Genomic DNA, 14263 nt, shown 5'->3' on the forward strand with positions numbered 1-14263 from the left:
GAGCAGCCACTGTGGACGCAGGGGACGGTCGGCGGCTGTTGGCGGGCAGATACGCGCTGGGCGAGCGGGTGGGCCGGGGCGGCATGGGAACGGTCTGGCGGGCCCGGGACGAGATGCTGGACCGGGAGGTGGCGGTCAAGGAGTTGACGGTCAGCCACCTGCCGGAGGAGGAACTGGAGATCCTCCAGTCGCGGATGAAGCGCGAGGCGAGGGCGGCCGCGCGGATCAAGCACCCCGGGGTCATCACCATCCACGACGTGCTGGAGCAGGACGGCCGGCCGTGGATCGTGATGGAGCTGATCGACGGGCGCTCGCTGGCCGACGTGATCAGCCAGGACGGCACGCTGCAGCCCAGGGAGGCGGCCGAGGTCGGCACCCAGGTGCTGGCCGCGCTGCACCGGGGGCACCAACTGGGGGTGCTGCACCGGGACGTGAAGCCCGCCAACGTGCTGCTGGAGCACGGCACCGGCCGGGTGGTGCTGCTGGACTTCGGCATCGCCACCTTCGAGGGTTCGACCGAACTGACCAGGCCGGGGGACCTGGTGGGGTCGCCGGACTACCTGGCGCCGGAGCGGGCCCAGGGTGAACGGCCCGGCCCCGCCTCGGACCTGTGGGGTCTGGGCGCGACGCTGTACGCCGCGGTGGAGGGCGACTCGCCGTTCCGGCGCAGCTCGCCGATCACCACGCTGGCCGCGGTGGTCGGCGATCCGCTGCCCGAGCCGCGCCGGGCGGGTGCGCTCGGGCCGGTGCTGGCGGCGCTGATGGCCAAGGACCCGGCCGACCGGCCGGGGGCGGACGAGGCGCTGCGGATGCTGGCGGAGGTGACGGCCGGTCACACCCTGGCGATCAAGGCCGCGCCGGAACCCCGGCCGCAGGTGGAGCCGACCCAGCCCGTTCCGGTGGTGGACCGGCCCGGACCGGTCGAGCCGGAGCCGCTGCCGCTGCCGGAGCCGCCGACCGTGCAGGTGAAGCGCCGTCGGTTCTGGCCCCGGGTGCTGCTGGCCGGGCTGGCGGCGGGCCTGCTGGCCGGGGCGGCCTCGTACGCGATGACGGTCGACCGGAGTGATGCTCCGACCCCGTCGCCGCAGCAGCAGAGCAGTGCGGCACCGGTGCCGGCGCCGAAGGGCTTCCGCTGGACCGACGACCCGGCCGGGTTCCGGTTCCTGCTGCCCACCGAGGGCGGCACCTGGGTGCGCTCGGTGGAGAACGGCCAGATCTACTACTCGCCGGACAACCGGCAGCGCTACCTGCAGTTCGCGGTGGCGGTCGGCCAGCCGCTGGAGCCGATCGCGCACTTCCGCGAGCTGGAGCTCTCGGTCAGCAAGGTCAGCAAGGACTACCGGCAGGTGGCGCTGACCAAGGTGGACGTGAAGGGCGACGAGGGGGCGGTCTGGGAGTTCACCTACCTCAAGGACGGCGTCCGGCGGCACGTCAAGGACGTGGAGTTCCGCGATGCCAAGGGGACCTCGTACACGCTGCTGGTCGGGGTGCCGGACAACGACAAGGACTGGGTCGCGGGTCAGCGCATCCTCACCACGGTACTGAACGAGTTCGTACCGACGCGATAAGGATCTGCCACAGATATTTTTCTGTTACCGACGGGTACCGTTCGGCCGGTCGAGCGCCTAGGCTGCGCCCCATGACGGACACCACGGCAGTCGGACAGACCAGCGGACGCAACCCCGCCGCCCCCGGCGCAGCCCGGACGGTCGCCTCGGCGGTCCCGGCGGCACTGGTCGCCCGGCTCGCGCAGGGCGTCACCGCCACCGGTGACCCCGAGCTCGTGCACACCACCGCCCCGCTCACCGGCGAGCGGCTGGCCACCCTGCCGCGGTCCACACCGGCCGACGTCGAGATCGCCTACCAGCTGGCCCGGAAGGCGCAGAAGGCCTGGGCAGCACTGCCGGTCCGCCGCCGGGCCGGGGTGCTGCTGCGCTTCCACGACCTGCTGCTGCGCCGTCAGGACGAGGTGCTCGACCTGATCCAGGCCGAGACCGGCAAGGCCAGGCTGCACGCCTTCGAGGAGGTGCTCGGCGCGGCGCTGGCCGCCCGGCACTACGGCCGCAAGGCCCCGTCCTACCTGCGCGACCGCCGCCGGGGCGGGGCGGTGCCGGTGCTCACGCACGCGATCGAGGCCCGCCGCCCCAAGGGCGTGATCGGCCAGATCTCGCCCTGGAACTACCCGCTGGAGCTCTCGGTCGGCGACGCGCTGCCCGCCTTCGTGGCCGGCAACGCGGTGGTCAACAAGCCGGACACCCAGACCGCGCTCACCGCACTCTGGGCCCGCGAGCTGCTGATCGAGGCCGGGCTGCCCGCCGACCTCTGGCAGATCGTGATCGGCGACGGCCCGGTGATCGGCCCCGCCGTGGTCGAGCACGCGGACTACGTCTCCTTCACCGGCTCCACCCGCACCGGCCGCGACGTGGCCCAGCGCGCCGCCGCCCGACTGGTCGGCGCCTCGCTCGAACTGGGCGGCAAGAACGCCCTGCTGGTGCTCGCCGACGCCGACCTGGACAAGGCCGCCGAAGGCGCCGTCCGGGCCTGCTTCTCCTCGGCCGGGCAGCTCTGCATCTCGATCGAGCGGCTCTACGTGCACCGCTCGGTGGCGGACGAGTTCCTCCGCCGGTTCGCCGCGCGGACCGCCGCGCTGCGCCTCGGCGGCGGGCTGGCCTACGGCGCCGACATGGGATCGCTGGTCTCCGACCGGCAGTTGGAGACCGTCACCCGGCACGTCGAGGAGGCGGTCAAGGGCGGCGCCACCGTGCTGGCGGGCGGTCAGGCCAGGCCCGACCTGGGCCCGCTGTTCTTCGAGCCGACCATCCTGGACGGGGTCACCCCCGGGATGGCGGTCTGCGACGAGGAGACCTTCGGCCCGGTGGTCTCGGTCTACCGCTTCGACACCGAGGACGAGGCCGTCGAGGCGGCCAACTCCACCACGTACGGCCTCAATTCGAGCGTCTGGACCAAGGACGCCCGGCGCGGCCGGGCGGTCGCGGCCCGGCTGCACACCGGCACCGTCAACGTGAACGAGGCGTACGCCGCGGCCTACGGCTCGGTCGCCGCGCCGATGGGCGGGATGGGCGACTCCGGCCTGGGCCGGCGGCACGGCTCGGACGGCATCCTGCGCTACACCGAGGCGCAGACCATCGCGACCCAGCGGATGCTGCCGATCGCCCCGTCGTTCGGCCTGGACGACGAGCGGTTCGCCGCGCTGTTCACCTCCAGCCTGAAGGCGATGAAGGTCCTGCGGTTCAAGTAGAGCGTTCTCTCTAGGAGTGCTGAGAATGACGGATGGAACGTTCGACTACGACGTGGTCGTCGTCGGCTCGGGGTTCGGCGGATCGGTGGCCGCGCTGCGGCTGACCGAGAAGGGCTACCGGGTCGCGGTGCTGGAGGCCGGGCGCCGGTACACCGCGGACGAGCTGCCGAAGAACTCCTGGGACACCAAGAACTACGTCTGGGCCCCCGCCCTCGGCCTGTACGGCATCCAGCGGATCCACCTGCTGGCCAACGTGCTGGTGCTGGGCGGGGCCGGGGTCGGCGGCGGCTCGCTGAACTACGCCAACACCCTGTACGTCCCGCCGAAGCCGTTCTTCGAGGACCGGCAGTGGCAGCACATCACCGACTGGGAGGAGGAGTTGGGCCCGTTCTACGACCAGGCCCAGCGGATGCTCGGGGTGCGCACCAACCCGACCGTCACCCCCTCCGACGTCCACCTCAAGGCCGCCGCCGAGAAGATGGGCGTCGGCGACACCTTCCACCTGGCCCCGGTCGGCGTCTTCTTCGGCGACGGCCGGGACGGCGACGGCGAGGCCAGGACGGCCCCCGGCACCGAGGTGGAGGACCCGTACTTCGGTGGGGCCGGGCCGCGCCGCAAGGCCTGCATCGAGTGCGGCGAGTGCATGACCGGCTGCCGGCACGGGGCCAAGAACACCCTGACCGAGAACTACCTCTTCCTGGCCGAGCGGAACGGCGCCGAGATCCACCCGCTCACCACGGTCGAGCGGCTGCGCCAGGTCGAGGGCGCCGACGGGGACAGCGGTTTTGCGGTCGACGTCCGGCGCACCAACTCCCGCTCCAAGGACCGGGAGAAGGCCGGCGCCAGGACCATCACCGCCGCCAGGGTGGTGGTCTCGGCCGGCACCTACGGCACCCAGACCCTGCTGCACAAGATGCGCGACGGCGGGTTCCTGCCGGACATCTCGGCCCGGCTGGGCGAGCTGACCCGGACCAACTCCGAGGCGCTGGTGGGTGCTTCGACCACCGACCGGCGGTACGGCGAGAAGGTCGACTTCACCAAGGGCGTCGCGATCACCTCCTCGATCCACCCGGACGCGAACACCCACATCGAGCCGGTCAGGTACGGCAAGGGCTCCAACGCGATGGGCGCGCTCAGTGTGCAGCAGGTGCCCGGGGTCGGCCGGGGGCCGCGCTGGCTGCGGTACGCCGTCACGGCGGCCCGGCACCCGGTGATCTTCGCCCAGTCGATGAACCAGCACCGCTGGTCGGAGAAGACCATCATCGGCCTGGTGATGCAGTCCCTGGACAACTCGATCACCGTCTCGCTGAAGAAGTCCGGCCTCGGCAAGGGCAAACTGACCTCCCGCCAGGGCCACGGCGCGCCCAACCCGACGTACATCCCGGCCGCCGAGGCGGGTGCCCGGGCGCTGGCCGAGTCGATCAACGGCTTCCCCGGCAGCACGGTCGGCGAGATCTTCGACATCCCGATGACCGCCCACTTCATCGGCGGCTGCCCGATCGCCGACAGCCCCGAGGGCGGCGTGGTCGACCCCTACCAGCGGCTCTACGGCTACCCCGGCATCAGCGTGATGGACGGCTCCACCATCTCGGCCAACCTGGGCGTCAACCCCTCGCTCACCATCACCGCCCAGGCGGAGCGGGCGGTGTCGATGTGGCCCAACAAGGGCGAGGCGGACCAGCGCCCCGAGCAGGGCGAGGAGTACCGCCGGGTGGCTGCCGTCACCCCGCGGACCCCGGCCGTCCCGAAGGGAGCCTTCGGCGAACTGCTGCTCCCGGTCCCGAAGGTGCCCAGGAAGTCTGTTTGACACCCTCGCGACAGCGGTGGGATAAACGGCCCCTGACGAGGGGGACGGTATGGCGATCTGTGGTGACTGCGGGGCGGCATCGGCCGAGGGGGCGGCGCGCTGCGCGGCCTGCGGGTGGTCGTTCGCGATCGGAGCGGTCGAGTTCGGCGACGGCGGGACCGAGGCGCCGGAGCAGCAGGGCAGTTGGGGCGCCGGAGTGGTGGTCGCCTCCCGGCCGCGGCCCGCGGCCGTGCGCTGGTTCACCGACGCGGACTGGCGCCCGGCGCTGCGGGCGGTGGCCGCGCCGACCGCCCTGCTGCTGGTCGTCCCGCTGCTGCTGGCGTTCGGAGCCAACGGCGAGCAGGACGGCGTCGGCTTCGGGACCCGCTTCGGTGGTGCGCTCGCCCTGGCGCTGACCGCCTTCGGCGGCCCGGTCGGCGTGCGCTCCCGCTTCACCGACGGGGAGGGCTCCTTCCCCGAGCTGGTGAACCAGTTCTGGCTGCTGCCGATGACCATCACGCTGCTCTGGGCGCTGCTGTTCGGATACGGCCTGCGGGCGGCCCGTCGGCGCCTGGCCGCCGGGTCGACCGGGCGGCAGCAACTCGCCGACGCCGGGCGCCCGGTGCTGCTGGCCGTCGCGGTCACGGTCGCGCTCGGCCTGCTCGGCGGGGCCGAACACACGGCCGGGCGCGGGCGGGTGGAACCGACCGGACCGCTGGGCCTGCTGTTCCAGTTCGGCTACGCCAGGCACGTGGAGGTGTCGGCCGGCACCGGCTGGTCCGCGCTCGGCACCGCCGTCCTGGCCACCGCCCTGGCCGCCGGGGTGTACGCCGCCCCGTGGCTGCGCCGGAAGCTCGGCGACCGGGCCGCGAGCGCGGCCGCGGCCGGCCGGGCGCTGCTGCTGACGGTCCTGCTGGCCGGCGCGGTGGCACTGGTCCTGCTCGGGTCGCTGGCTCCGCTGGACGTGACCCTGGTCGCCCTGGTGGCGCTGCCCAATGTCGGGCTGATCCTGCTCGGCTTCGGTTCGGGCGCCACGGCGGGGATCCGGCGGGACCGTACCGGTGTGGCCGACAGCGACCTGCAGGACGGACTCAACCAGGAGTACTCGCTCTTCGACCCGGCCGGACAGAGCGGCCAGTGGTGGTGGTCGGTGCTGCTCGCGGTGGCCGTCGCACTGCTGCTCGGCTGGCTGGTGCGCCGGTTCGACCTGCGCGGCCGACTCCGGGCGGCCGGCGTCTTCTGGGGCGGTGCGAGCGTGTTGACGCTGCTCGCCACCATCTCCCAGCGGACCACCATGGAGATGCACGGGGGCGAGCCCGGATTCGACCCCGCGGCGCTGGCCAGGACCGACGGGATCTCGTTCGGCCTGGCACCGGTGCCGGCCCTGGTCGCACTGCTGCTCTGGACGGCGCTCGGCGCCCTGGTGCTGGCGCCGCTGCTGGGCCGGCTGTCCGGGGCCGGGCCGGCTGACGGTGCGTCGGAAGCCGCCGCAGCACCGGCCGACGAGCCGTCGGCGCTGCCGCCGAAGCCCACGTACGTGCCGTTCACCGGCGAGGTGCTGGACTCGCACGGGCCGGACCTGCCGCGCTAGCGGTGCCCGGGACGGGCAAAGGGCCCCGCGGGGGAACGGGGCCCTTTGTCGTTCAGCACCGGGCGTCAGGGCTGCACCGGTGCTGCAGTGACGGCGCCGGGGGATGAGCGCCGTCCGGAAGGATGGTCCGGGTGCAGGGCGTCCCTTAACGGAGCGTGATGTTCAGGCTGACGACAGGTCAACCCCGCATCCAGCATCGTGCTGGAAAGAGCCCCGGCTCTGCAACCGGTTCGACGCAGTTCGGTACAGTCCGTCTCGTACCCGGTCGGACCGGCGTACCCTGCCCCGACGGTTCGGGGGCGGTCGGATCGGACCGCGAGGTCGACTACGCTCCGTAGTAGTGGCAAGCGGGACGGGGTCGGACGGTCCAGAGGTACGGCGGCCGGAGCCCGGCGTCCCGGACGCAGGCCGCCGCACCTCTTTCACTGGTTCAGTCGTGCCCGGGCGGCTGTCCCCTGCCGATCCGGTCACACCACCCGCGCACGGTCCCACGGCGGGCCGTTCCCGGAGCGGGAGCGGCGGCGCCACGCGCGCCGGTGGACTGAGAGATCCACGCGCATGGGTCGGGTCGACCACCCCGCCGGCCTCGCGCCTGGCGGGCACGACCCGGAAGGTGCGGTCGTGAGGAGCAACGATCCTGCGCGGCGCCGGTCACGCCGTTCGACCCGGGCAAGCGGGTGAACCGGGGCAACCGCGTCGGCCGGTAGAATCGCCGGTGACACCCCCACCCGCCGCCCGCCACCACCCTTCCAAGGTCGCGCTGCGCGCGGCACCTCCGTTTCGCTGCCGGAAGGCCGTCCGTGTCCTCTGCTACTCCCGACCAGTCCGCCCCCGAGCTCGACACCGTACTGGTGGTCGACTTCGGCGCCCAGTACGCCCAGCTCATCGCCCGTCGGGTGCGTGAGGCCCGGGTCTACAGCGAGATCGTCCCGAGCACCATGCCGGTGGCCGAGATGCTCGCCAAGAACCCGAAGGCGATCATCCTGTCCGGTGGCCCCTCCTCGGTCTACGAGGACGGCGCGCCCCGCCTGGACCGGGCGATCTTCGAGGCCGGGGTCCCGGTCTTCGGCATGTGCTACGGCTTCCAGCTGATGGCCATCACCCTCGGCGGCACCGTCGACAACTCCGGTGCCCGCGAGTACGGCCGGACCGAGCTGCACGTCGCCAAGGCCGGCTCGACCCTGTTCGAGGGCACCCCGGCGGAGCAGTCGGTGTGGATGTCGCACGGCGACGCCTGCTCGGCCGCCCCCGAGGGCTTCACCGTCACCGCGTCCACCGACGTGGTGCCGGTCGCCGCCTTCGAGAACGACGAGAAGAAGCTCTACGGGGTCCAGTACCACCCCGAGGTGCTGCACTCCACCCACGGCCAGCAGATCCTGGAGCACTTCCTCTACCGGGGTGCCGGGATCGCGCCGAACTGGACCACCGTCAACGTGGTGGACGAGCAGGTCGCGCTGATCCGCGAGCAGGTCGGCTCCAAGCGCGCCATCTGCGGCCTCTCCGGCGGCGTGGACTCCGCGGTCGCGGCCGCGCTGGTGCAGCGGGCCATCGGCTCGCAGCTGACCTGCGTGTACGTCGACCACGGTCTGATGCGCAAGGGCGAGACCGAGCAGGTCGAGAAGGACTTCGTCGCCGCCACCGGCATCCAGCTCAAGGTGGTCGACGCCCAGGAGCGCTTCCTGTCCGCGCTGGCCGGGGTCACCGACCCCGAGGAGAAGCGCAAGATCATCGGCCGCGAGTTCATCCGGGTCTTCGAGCAGGCCCAGGCCGAGATCATCGCCGAGGCCGGCGAGCACGGCGAGGACGTCGAGTTCCTGGTCCAGGGCACCCTGTACCCGGACGTGGTGGAGTCCGGCGGCGGCACCGGCACCGCCAACATCAAGTCGCACCACAACGTCGGCGGCCTGCCCGAGGACCTGCAGTTCAAGCTCATCGAGCCGCTGCGGAAGCTGTTCAAGGACGAGGTCCGGATGGTCGGCCAGGAGCTCGGCCTGCCGGAGGAGATCGTCCAGCGGCAGCCGTTCCCGGGCCCCGGCCTGGGCATCCGGATCGTCGGCGAGGTCACCAAGGAGCGGCTCGACCTGCTCCGCGAGGCCGACGCGATCGCCCGCGAGGAGCTCACCCTGGCCGGTCTCGACCGCGAGATCTGGCAGTGCCCGGTGGTCCTGCTGGCGGATGTTCGCAGCGTCGGCGTCCAGGGCGACGGCCGCACCTACGGCCACCCGATCGTGCTCCGTCCGGTCTCCTCCGAGGACGCCATGACGGCCGACTGGTCCCGGCTGCCGTACGAGGCGCTGGCGAAGATCTCGACCCGGATCACCAACGAGGTCAAGGACGTCAACCGGGTGGTGCTGGACGTCACCAGCAAGCCCCCGGGCACCATCGAGTGGGAGTAGTCCCCACCGAGCACCGAACGGCCGCGCCGCCGCTCCCGTACCCGGGGAGCGGCGGCGCGGCCGTCTCGGTACGGGGCCGTGCCACCGAAAGTGCGGGACAACGGGCAGAATCGGACCGGACCTGTCAGCAGTTGACGGGCCGTGAGCGAAGGGTGTCGGCACATGGCGGTGGGGCATGGTGGGCCGGAACAGTCGGGAAGAGCGGAACGAGCGGCGCAGCGGCGGGAGCTGGGCACCCGGTACGCACTGCTCCCGCTCCGGCTGTTCCTCGGGCTGACCTTCGTCTACGCCGCGTTCGACAAGCTCTCCGACTCGCACTACCTGGCCGGGGCCGGTGACCCGGTCTCGTTCGTGGCGCAGACCACCCTGCTCAAGCCGAACAGCCCGATCGGCTGGGCGCTCGGCCCGGCGCTGGACTACCCGACCTTCTTCGCCCTGATGATCGCCTTCGGCGAGCTGGCGGTCGGCCTCGGCACCTTGTTCGGCCTCTGGGGCCGGATCGCGGCCACCGGCGGCGCGCTGATCAGCCTCAGTCTCTGGCTGACCGTCAGCTGGAACGTCTCCCCGTACTACTACGGCAACGACCTGGTCTACCTGATGGCCTGGCTGCCGCTGGTGCTGGCGGGCACGCCGTACCTGTCGGTCGACGGCTACCTGGCCCGGCGCTCCGGCCGGGACCGGGACCGCGGGCTGGCCGAGGACCAGGTCCGCCGTCGGGCGCTGGTGGACGGCGGTATCGCGGCCGTCGCGCTGGGCGGCGCGGGCCTGCTGGCCGGCTCGCTGACGGCCACCTTCGGGCGGGACACCAAGACCCCCGCCGCGACGCCCACGCCCGCTCCCACGCCCGCGCCGTCCGGTTCCGGTACGGCCGGTGCGACCCCGGCCGGCGGGGCCAAGGTCTCGGTCGCCGCGGCGAGCGTGCCGGTCGGCGGCTCGGCGCAGGTGAAGGACCCGGCCTCCGGCGACGCGGTCTACATCGTGCAGCCCAAGGCCGGGCAGTACTGCGGCTTCTCCTCGGTCTGCACCCACTCCGGCTGCGCCGTGGACGCCCCGAAGAACAACCAGATGTACTGCCCCTGCCACGGCTCCAGGTTCGACGCCACCACCGGCGCGGTGCTCAACGGCCCGGCCACCAAGCCGCTGCCCAAGTACACCGTCACCAAGAACGGCGACCAGCTGGACCTGGGCGCGGTCCAGAGCTAATCGTGTGAGTCGGGTCGGCCGCGGCGGCTCATCGCGGTGACCGCGCCGACCAGGCCGGCCGCGCCGAGCACGATGAAGGTGACCGGGAGCACGATCCGACCGTTCACCGCGCGGTCGTTCAGTGAGGCGATCAGGTAGAGCGCGGCGACCACGGTGAACAGGGTGCCGGTGATCAGGGAGAAGGGGTCCAGCCGGTGCTTCTTCATGACTGCTCCACCTTGAGGTCGCCGAGGCCGACGGTGAGATCGAGGTCGAGCGTCCCCTTGGACGGCTGACCGTTGGTCGGGTGCAGCTGGTACTCCACCCGGTTGTTCACTCCGGAGGACAGGGTCCGGTCGCCGACCCGGAGGCTGCCCAGGCCGCTGTGCAGGGTCAGCCGGACCTCGACGTCGCCGGGGACGGACACCTTCAGATCGCCCGCGCCGAGCTTGGCCGTGGTCGTGACGGTGCCGCCCGCCGGGTCGATCGCGGACAGGTCGAGGGTGGCGTCACCGGCGCCGAGGCGGTAGTCGGCCTGCACCTCGGCGACCGCGACAGGTGCCCACAGCCGGTCGCCGACGCTGCCCTCCAGGGTGGCGTCCGTGCCCGAGACCGCGCCCAGCGCGATGGTCAGCAGCAGGGCGGGTACGGCCAGCCTGCGGGCCCGGCCGTACCGGGCGCCGATCAGGATCGCCACCCCGAGGCCGAGCAGCGCGGCCGCCAGCACGGTGGACAGCGGCGCGGCGTCCCCCTGACCGCGGGTCAGCCACCAGGCCAGCGCACCCGCACCGGCCGCCAGCAGCAGCCCGGCCGGGGCCAGGAACGAGCGCTGACGGTGCCTCACCACCGTGGCCGTGGCCGGCGGCAGCGGGGGCAGTGGAGCCGACGGGGCGCCCTTGCGCAGCGGGTCGCCCTCCGGGAGGTCGGGGCGCTGCCACCAGGGCTGGGCCTGGTGCGGCGCCCGCGGGGCCTGCGGTGCGAGCGGCGGCTGCGGGGCCTGCGGCGACGAGGCACCGTACGGGTTGCGCTCCGGGTGCCGCGGGTCCCAGAGGTAGCCGGAGGGGCCCGGGGCGGGGGTGTCGGCCGGGACGGTGCCCGCCGACCGCTCCCGGGCGTGCTGAGCGGCGGCCTGGTCCCGCCAGTCGGCCGGTGCGCCGCCCAGGTCGTACGGGTGGCCGCTCCCGTCGGTCGGCCGGTCGTACGGGCCGCCGGGCAGGTCGTCCCGCCGGTGGAAGTGCCGGCCCAGGCGGCTGCGGCGGCGGCGCTCGGGGTCGTACCGGACGGCCAGCAGGATCAGCCCGCCCAGCAGCAGGATCGGGAACAGCTGCCCGCCGTCGCCCATCGAGGAGAAGAAGACGCCGGTGCCGATCAGGGTCAGCAGCACCGCGCCGATCGACTGCCCGTCCACCCGGCCGGTCAGCACCCGCTGCAGCTCCGTCCGGCCCGGCCGGTCCGCGACCGGTTCGCGCGGCACGATCAGCCAGGCCAGGCCGTACAGGAAGAGGCCGAGACCGCCGGAGAGGCAGAGCACCGCGACCACCACCCGGAACACCACCGGGTCGATGTCCAGGTGCCGTCCGAGACCGCCGCACACCCCGGCCACCACCCGGTGCCGCTCGCTGCGGGTCAGCGGCGGGCGCTGCCGCTCCGGCTCGGTCGGTGCGCCGGTCGGGCCCGGTGCCGTGATCTGCTCGTCCGTCATGCCCTCCATCCTGCTGGTCCGGCCGCCCGGGCCCAACCTTCCGGTGCCCGGTACGGACCCTGATCTCTCCCTGAGAAGGATCGGGGTCGGCACCCTGATGCGCCGGGGGCGCCGGACGTGTGACCATCGGTGGCGTGGCAGCCCCCGGTACCGATCCCAGACCCCTCGCACCCGAAGGAACGCGCCTTCCTGACGCCCCGTCGGCCGACCCCGGGGTGGAGCGCCCGCCGTACCGCCGGCTCTACCGGAGCCCGCACGGGCGGATGCTCGGCGGCGTCGCGCACGGCCTCGCGCTGCACCTCGGACTGCCGGTCGCCTGGGTCCGGGTCGCCTTCGTGCTGCTGTTCTTCGCGCAGGGGATAGGGGTGCTGCTGTACGCGGCGTTCTGGTTCGTGGTGCCGATCGGCATCGGCCAGCCCGCGCCGGGCGGCGGACCGCGCTGGGCCTACGTCAACGGCGGGTTCGTCCCGGCCGACGCGGTGGTCGGCGGCAGCGAGCTGCGCAAGGGCAGGCCGCGCCGGATCGGCCGGCTGCGGGACCTGCTCCAGCGCACCTTCCACGGCGAGGCGGCGGTGGCCGGCGGGGAGGCCCTGCTGCCCGGTGCCGAGGCGGGCGAGGCGCGACCGGTCCGGGGCGGGCTCGGCCAGCTGTTCGCGCTGCTGCTGCTGGTGGTCGGGATCATGGCGCTGCTGAGCGCCCTGCACATCCAGACCGCCAAGCCGTACATCTGGCCGCTGCTGACGGTCGGGGTCGGCGTCGCGCTGGTCTGGCGGCAGGCGGACGACTCGCGCTGGCAGCGCTGGTTCGGCCTGGAGGAGGGGCCCCGGCGGCGGGGCGCGTACACCAGGGTCGGCGCCGGGGTGCTGCTGGTGGTTGCCGGTACCGTCGGCTTCCTGATCCTCCAGGGCAGCGGCTCCACGGTGGCCTCGGTGATCGAGGCCTCGCTCGCGGTGCTGGCCGGGGTGCTGGTGCTGGTCGGCCCGTACGCGCTGCGGATGTGGCAGGACCTCGGCACCGAGCGGACGGCCAGGATCAGGGCGCAGGAGCGGGCCGAGATCGCCGCCCACGTGCACGACTCGGTGCTGCACACGCTGACCCTGATCCAGCGCAACGCCGACGACGCCAAGGAGGTGCTCCGCCTCGCCCGGGCCCAGGAACGGGAGTTGAGGCTCTGGCTGTACCGCCCCGAGGCCGCCGCCGAGGCCGCCCCCGACACCCTGGCCGAGCGGATCCGCTCGGTGGTGGCCGAGGTGGAGGACCTGCACGGGGTGGCGGTCGAGCTGGTCTGCGTCGGCGACTGCCCGATGGACGAGCGGATCGCGTCCCAGATCCAGGCCTCCAGGGAAGCGATGGTCAACGCCGCCAAGTACGGTGGCGGGGGACCGGTCCAGGTCTACGCCGAGGTGGAGGGACGGACGGTGTCGGTGTTCGTACGCGACCACGGGCCCGGCTTCGACCCGGACAGCGTGCCGGAGGACCGGATGGGCGTACGGGAGTCGATCATCGGCCGGATGAAGCGCAACGGCGGCACCGCGAGGGTGCGGCCCGCGCCGGACGGCGGGACCGAGGTCGAGCTGGAGATGGAGAGAGCAGATGACTGACGCTGTGTCAGGGGCCGTCGAGGCGGGTCCGGAGCGCATCGCCCGGGTGGTGCTGGTGGACGACCACCGGATGTTCCGGACCGGGGTGCGGGCCGAGATCGGGCGCACCGAGGTCACCGGGATCGACGTGGTGGGCGAGGCCGACGACGTCGAGTCGGCCGTCCAGGTGGTGGCCGAGACCCGGCCCGACGTGGTGCTGCTGGACGTCCACCTGCCGGGCGGCGGCGGGGTCGAGGTGCTGCGCCGGTCCGCCCCGCTGATGTCCGACCCGAACGGGGTCCGCTTCCTGGCGCTGTCGGTCTCCGACGCGGCCGAGGACGTCATCGGCGTGATCCGGGGCGGGGCCAGGGGCTACGTCACCAAGACCATCACCGGCACCGACCTGGTCAACGCGATCTTCCGGATCTCGGACGGCGACGCGGTCTTCTCGCCCCGGCTGGCCGGCTTCGTGCTGGACGCGTTCGCCGCGACCGACACCCCGCCGGTCGACGAGGACCTGGACCGGCTGACCCAGCGCGAGCGCGAGGTGCTCCGGCTGATCGCGCGCGGGTACGCGTACAAGGAGATCGCCAAGCAGCTCTTCATCTCGGTGAAGACGGTGGAGAGCCACGTCTCGGCGGTGCTGCGCAAGCTGCAGCTGAGCAACCGGCACGAGCTGACCCGCTGGGCGACCGCGCGCCGGCTGGTCTGACGGTCCGGCGGGTCCGGTCCGGCGCCGACCGGGTCTGACGTGCTGTCATGGCCGG

At 73.1% G+C, this 14263-nt stretch carries 10 protein-coding genes and 1 pseudogene; 9 read left to right on the top strand and 2 right to left on the bottom strand.

Translation table 11 applies throughout. From position 1 onward, the window contains the following. The first annotated feature begins 11 nt into the window (after positions 1-11). The 7 genes and pseudogenes from ABT118_RS04610 (at position 12) to ABT118_RS04640 (ending at position 10235) form a co-directional block, all read left to right on the top strand. On the top strand, positions 12-1568 hold the full coding sequence (locus tag ABT118_RS04610) for a serine/threonine-protein kinase (protein WP_350644847.1): 1557 nt from the start codon (positions 12-14) through the stop codon (positions 1566-1568). Positions 1569-1639: 71 nt separating this feature from the next. Continuing rightward, positions 1640-3259: a succinic semialdehyde dehydrogenase gene (locus ABT118_RS04615; protein ID WP_350644848.1), complete on the top strand. Its 1620-nt coding sequence runs from the start codon at positions 1640-1642 to the stop codon at positions 3257-3259. A gap of 25 nt (positions 3260-3284) precedes the next feature. Further along, entirely contained in the window at positions 3285-5066 is a 1782-nt protein-coding gene (locus tag ABT118_RS04620) for a GMC oxidoreductase (protein WP_350644849.1), read from the top strand. Positions 5067-5115: 49 nt separating this feature from the next. Continuing rightward, positions 5116-6636, top strand: coding sequence for a hypothetical protein (locus tag ABT118_RS04625; protein ID WP_350644850.1), 1521 nt, complete (start codon positions 5116-5118; stop codon positions 6634-6636). A gap of 800 nt (positions 6637-7436) precedes the next feature. After that, entirely contained in the window at positions 7437-9032 is a 1596-nt protein-coding gene (guaA, locus tag ABT118_RS04630) for a glutamine-hydrolyzing GMP synthase (RefSeq protein WP_350644851.1), read from the top strand. A 162-nt stretch (positions 9033-9194) separates the two neighbouring features. Beyond that, positions 9195-9707, top strand: a pseudogene (locus ABT118_RS04635) (DoxX family protein); the annotation flags it as partial. Positions 9708-9974: 267 nt separating this feature from the next. After that, positions 9975-10235 carry a Rieske (2Fe-2S) protein gene (locus tag ABT118_RS04640; RefSeq protein WP_350645111.1) on the top strand — a complete coding sequence of 87 codons (261 nt, stop codon included), beginning with the start codon at positions 9975-9977 and terminating at the stop codon, positions 10233-10235. Here ABT118_RS04640 and ABT118_RS04645 read toward each other — a convergent pair. Beyond that, positions 10232-10441 carry a hypothetical protein gene (locus ABT118_RS04645; RefSeq protein ID WP_350644852.1) on the bottom strand — a complete coding sequence of 70 codons (210 nt, stop codon included), beginning with the start codon at positions 10439-10441 and terminating at the stop codon, positions 10232-10234. The genes ABT118_RS04640 and ABT118_RS04645 overlap by 4 nt on opposite strands. Beyond that, positions 10438-11916: a PspC domain-containing protein gene (locus tag ABT118_RS04650; protein WP_350644853.1), complete on the bottom strand. Its 1479-nt coding sequence runs from the start codon at positions 11914-11916 to the stop codon at positions 10438-10440. Before ABT118_RS04650 ends, ABT118_RS04645 begins: the two co-directional genes overlap by 4 nt. Positions 11917-12131: 215 nt before the next feature. Here ABT118_RS04650 and ABT118_RS04655 point away from each other — a divergent pair, with 215 nt between their 5' ends. Together ABT118_RS04655 and ABT118_RS04660 are read left to right on the top strand one after the other, a co-directional pair. Further along, positions 12132-13517, top strand: a complete 1386-nt coding sequence (locus ABT118_RS04655) for an ATP-binding protein (RefSeq protein WP_350645112.1) — start codon at positions 12132-12134, stop codon at positions 13515-13517. Beyond that, entirely contained in the window at positions 13510-14208 is a 699-nt protein-coding gene (locus tag ABT118_RS04660; protein WP_350644854.1) for a LuxR C-terminal-related transcriptional regulator, read from the top strand. The genes ABT118_RS04655 and ABT118_RS04660 overlap by 8 nt, the downstream gene beginning before the upstream one ends. Positions 14209-14263 lie beyond the last annotated feature (55 nt).

The sequence above is a fragment of the Kitasatospora sp. NPDC002040 genome, assembly GCF_040296785.1.
Classification (GTDB): domain Bacteria; phylum Actinomycetota; class Actinomycetes; order Streptomycetales; family Streptomycetaceae; genus Kitasatospora.

What these genes read in the sequence shown, in the direction of transcription:
- ABT118_RS04645 (WP_350644852.1), bottom strand. Translation starts at nt 10,441, where the DNA reads ATGAAGAAGCACCGGCTGGACCCCTTCTCCCTGATCACCGGCACCCTG.
- ABT118_RS04620 (WP_350644849.1), top strand. Translation starts at nt 3,285, where the DNA reads ATGACGGATGGAACGTTCGACTACGACGTGGTCGTCGTCGGCTCGGGG.
- ABT118_RS04650 (WP_350644853.1), bottom strand. Translation starts at nt 11,916, where the DNA reads ATGACGGACGAGCAGATCACGGCACCGGGCCCGACCGGCGCACCGACC.
- ABT118_RS04615 (WP_350644848.1), top strand. Translation starts at nt 1,640, where the DNA reads ATGACGGACACCACGGCAGTCGGACAGACCAGCGGACGCAACCCCGCC.
- ABT118_RS04625 (WP_350644850.1), top strand. Translation starts at nt 5,116, where the DNA reads ATGGCGATCTGTGGTGACTGCGGGGCGGCATCGGCCGAGGGGGCGGCG.
- ABT118_RS04660 (WP_350644854.1), top strand. Translation starts at nt 13,510, where the DNA reads ATGACTGACGCTGTGTCAGGGGCCGTCGAGGCGGGTCCGGAGCGCATC.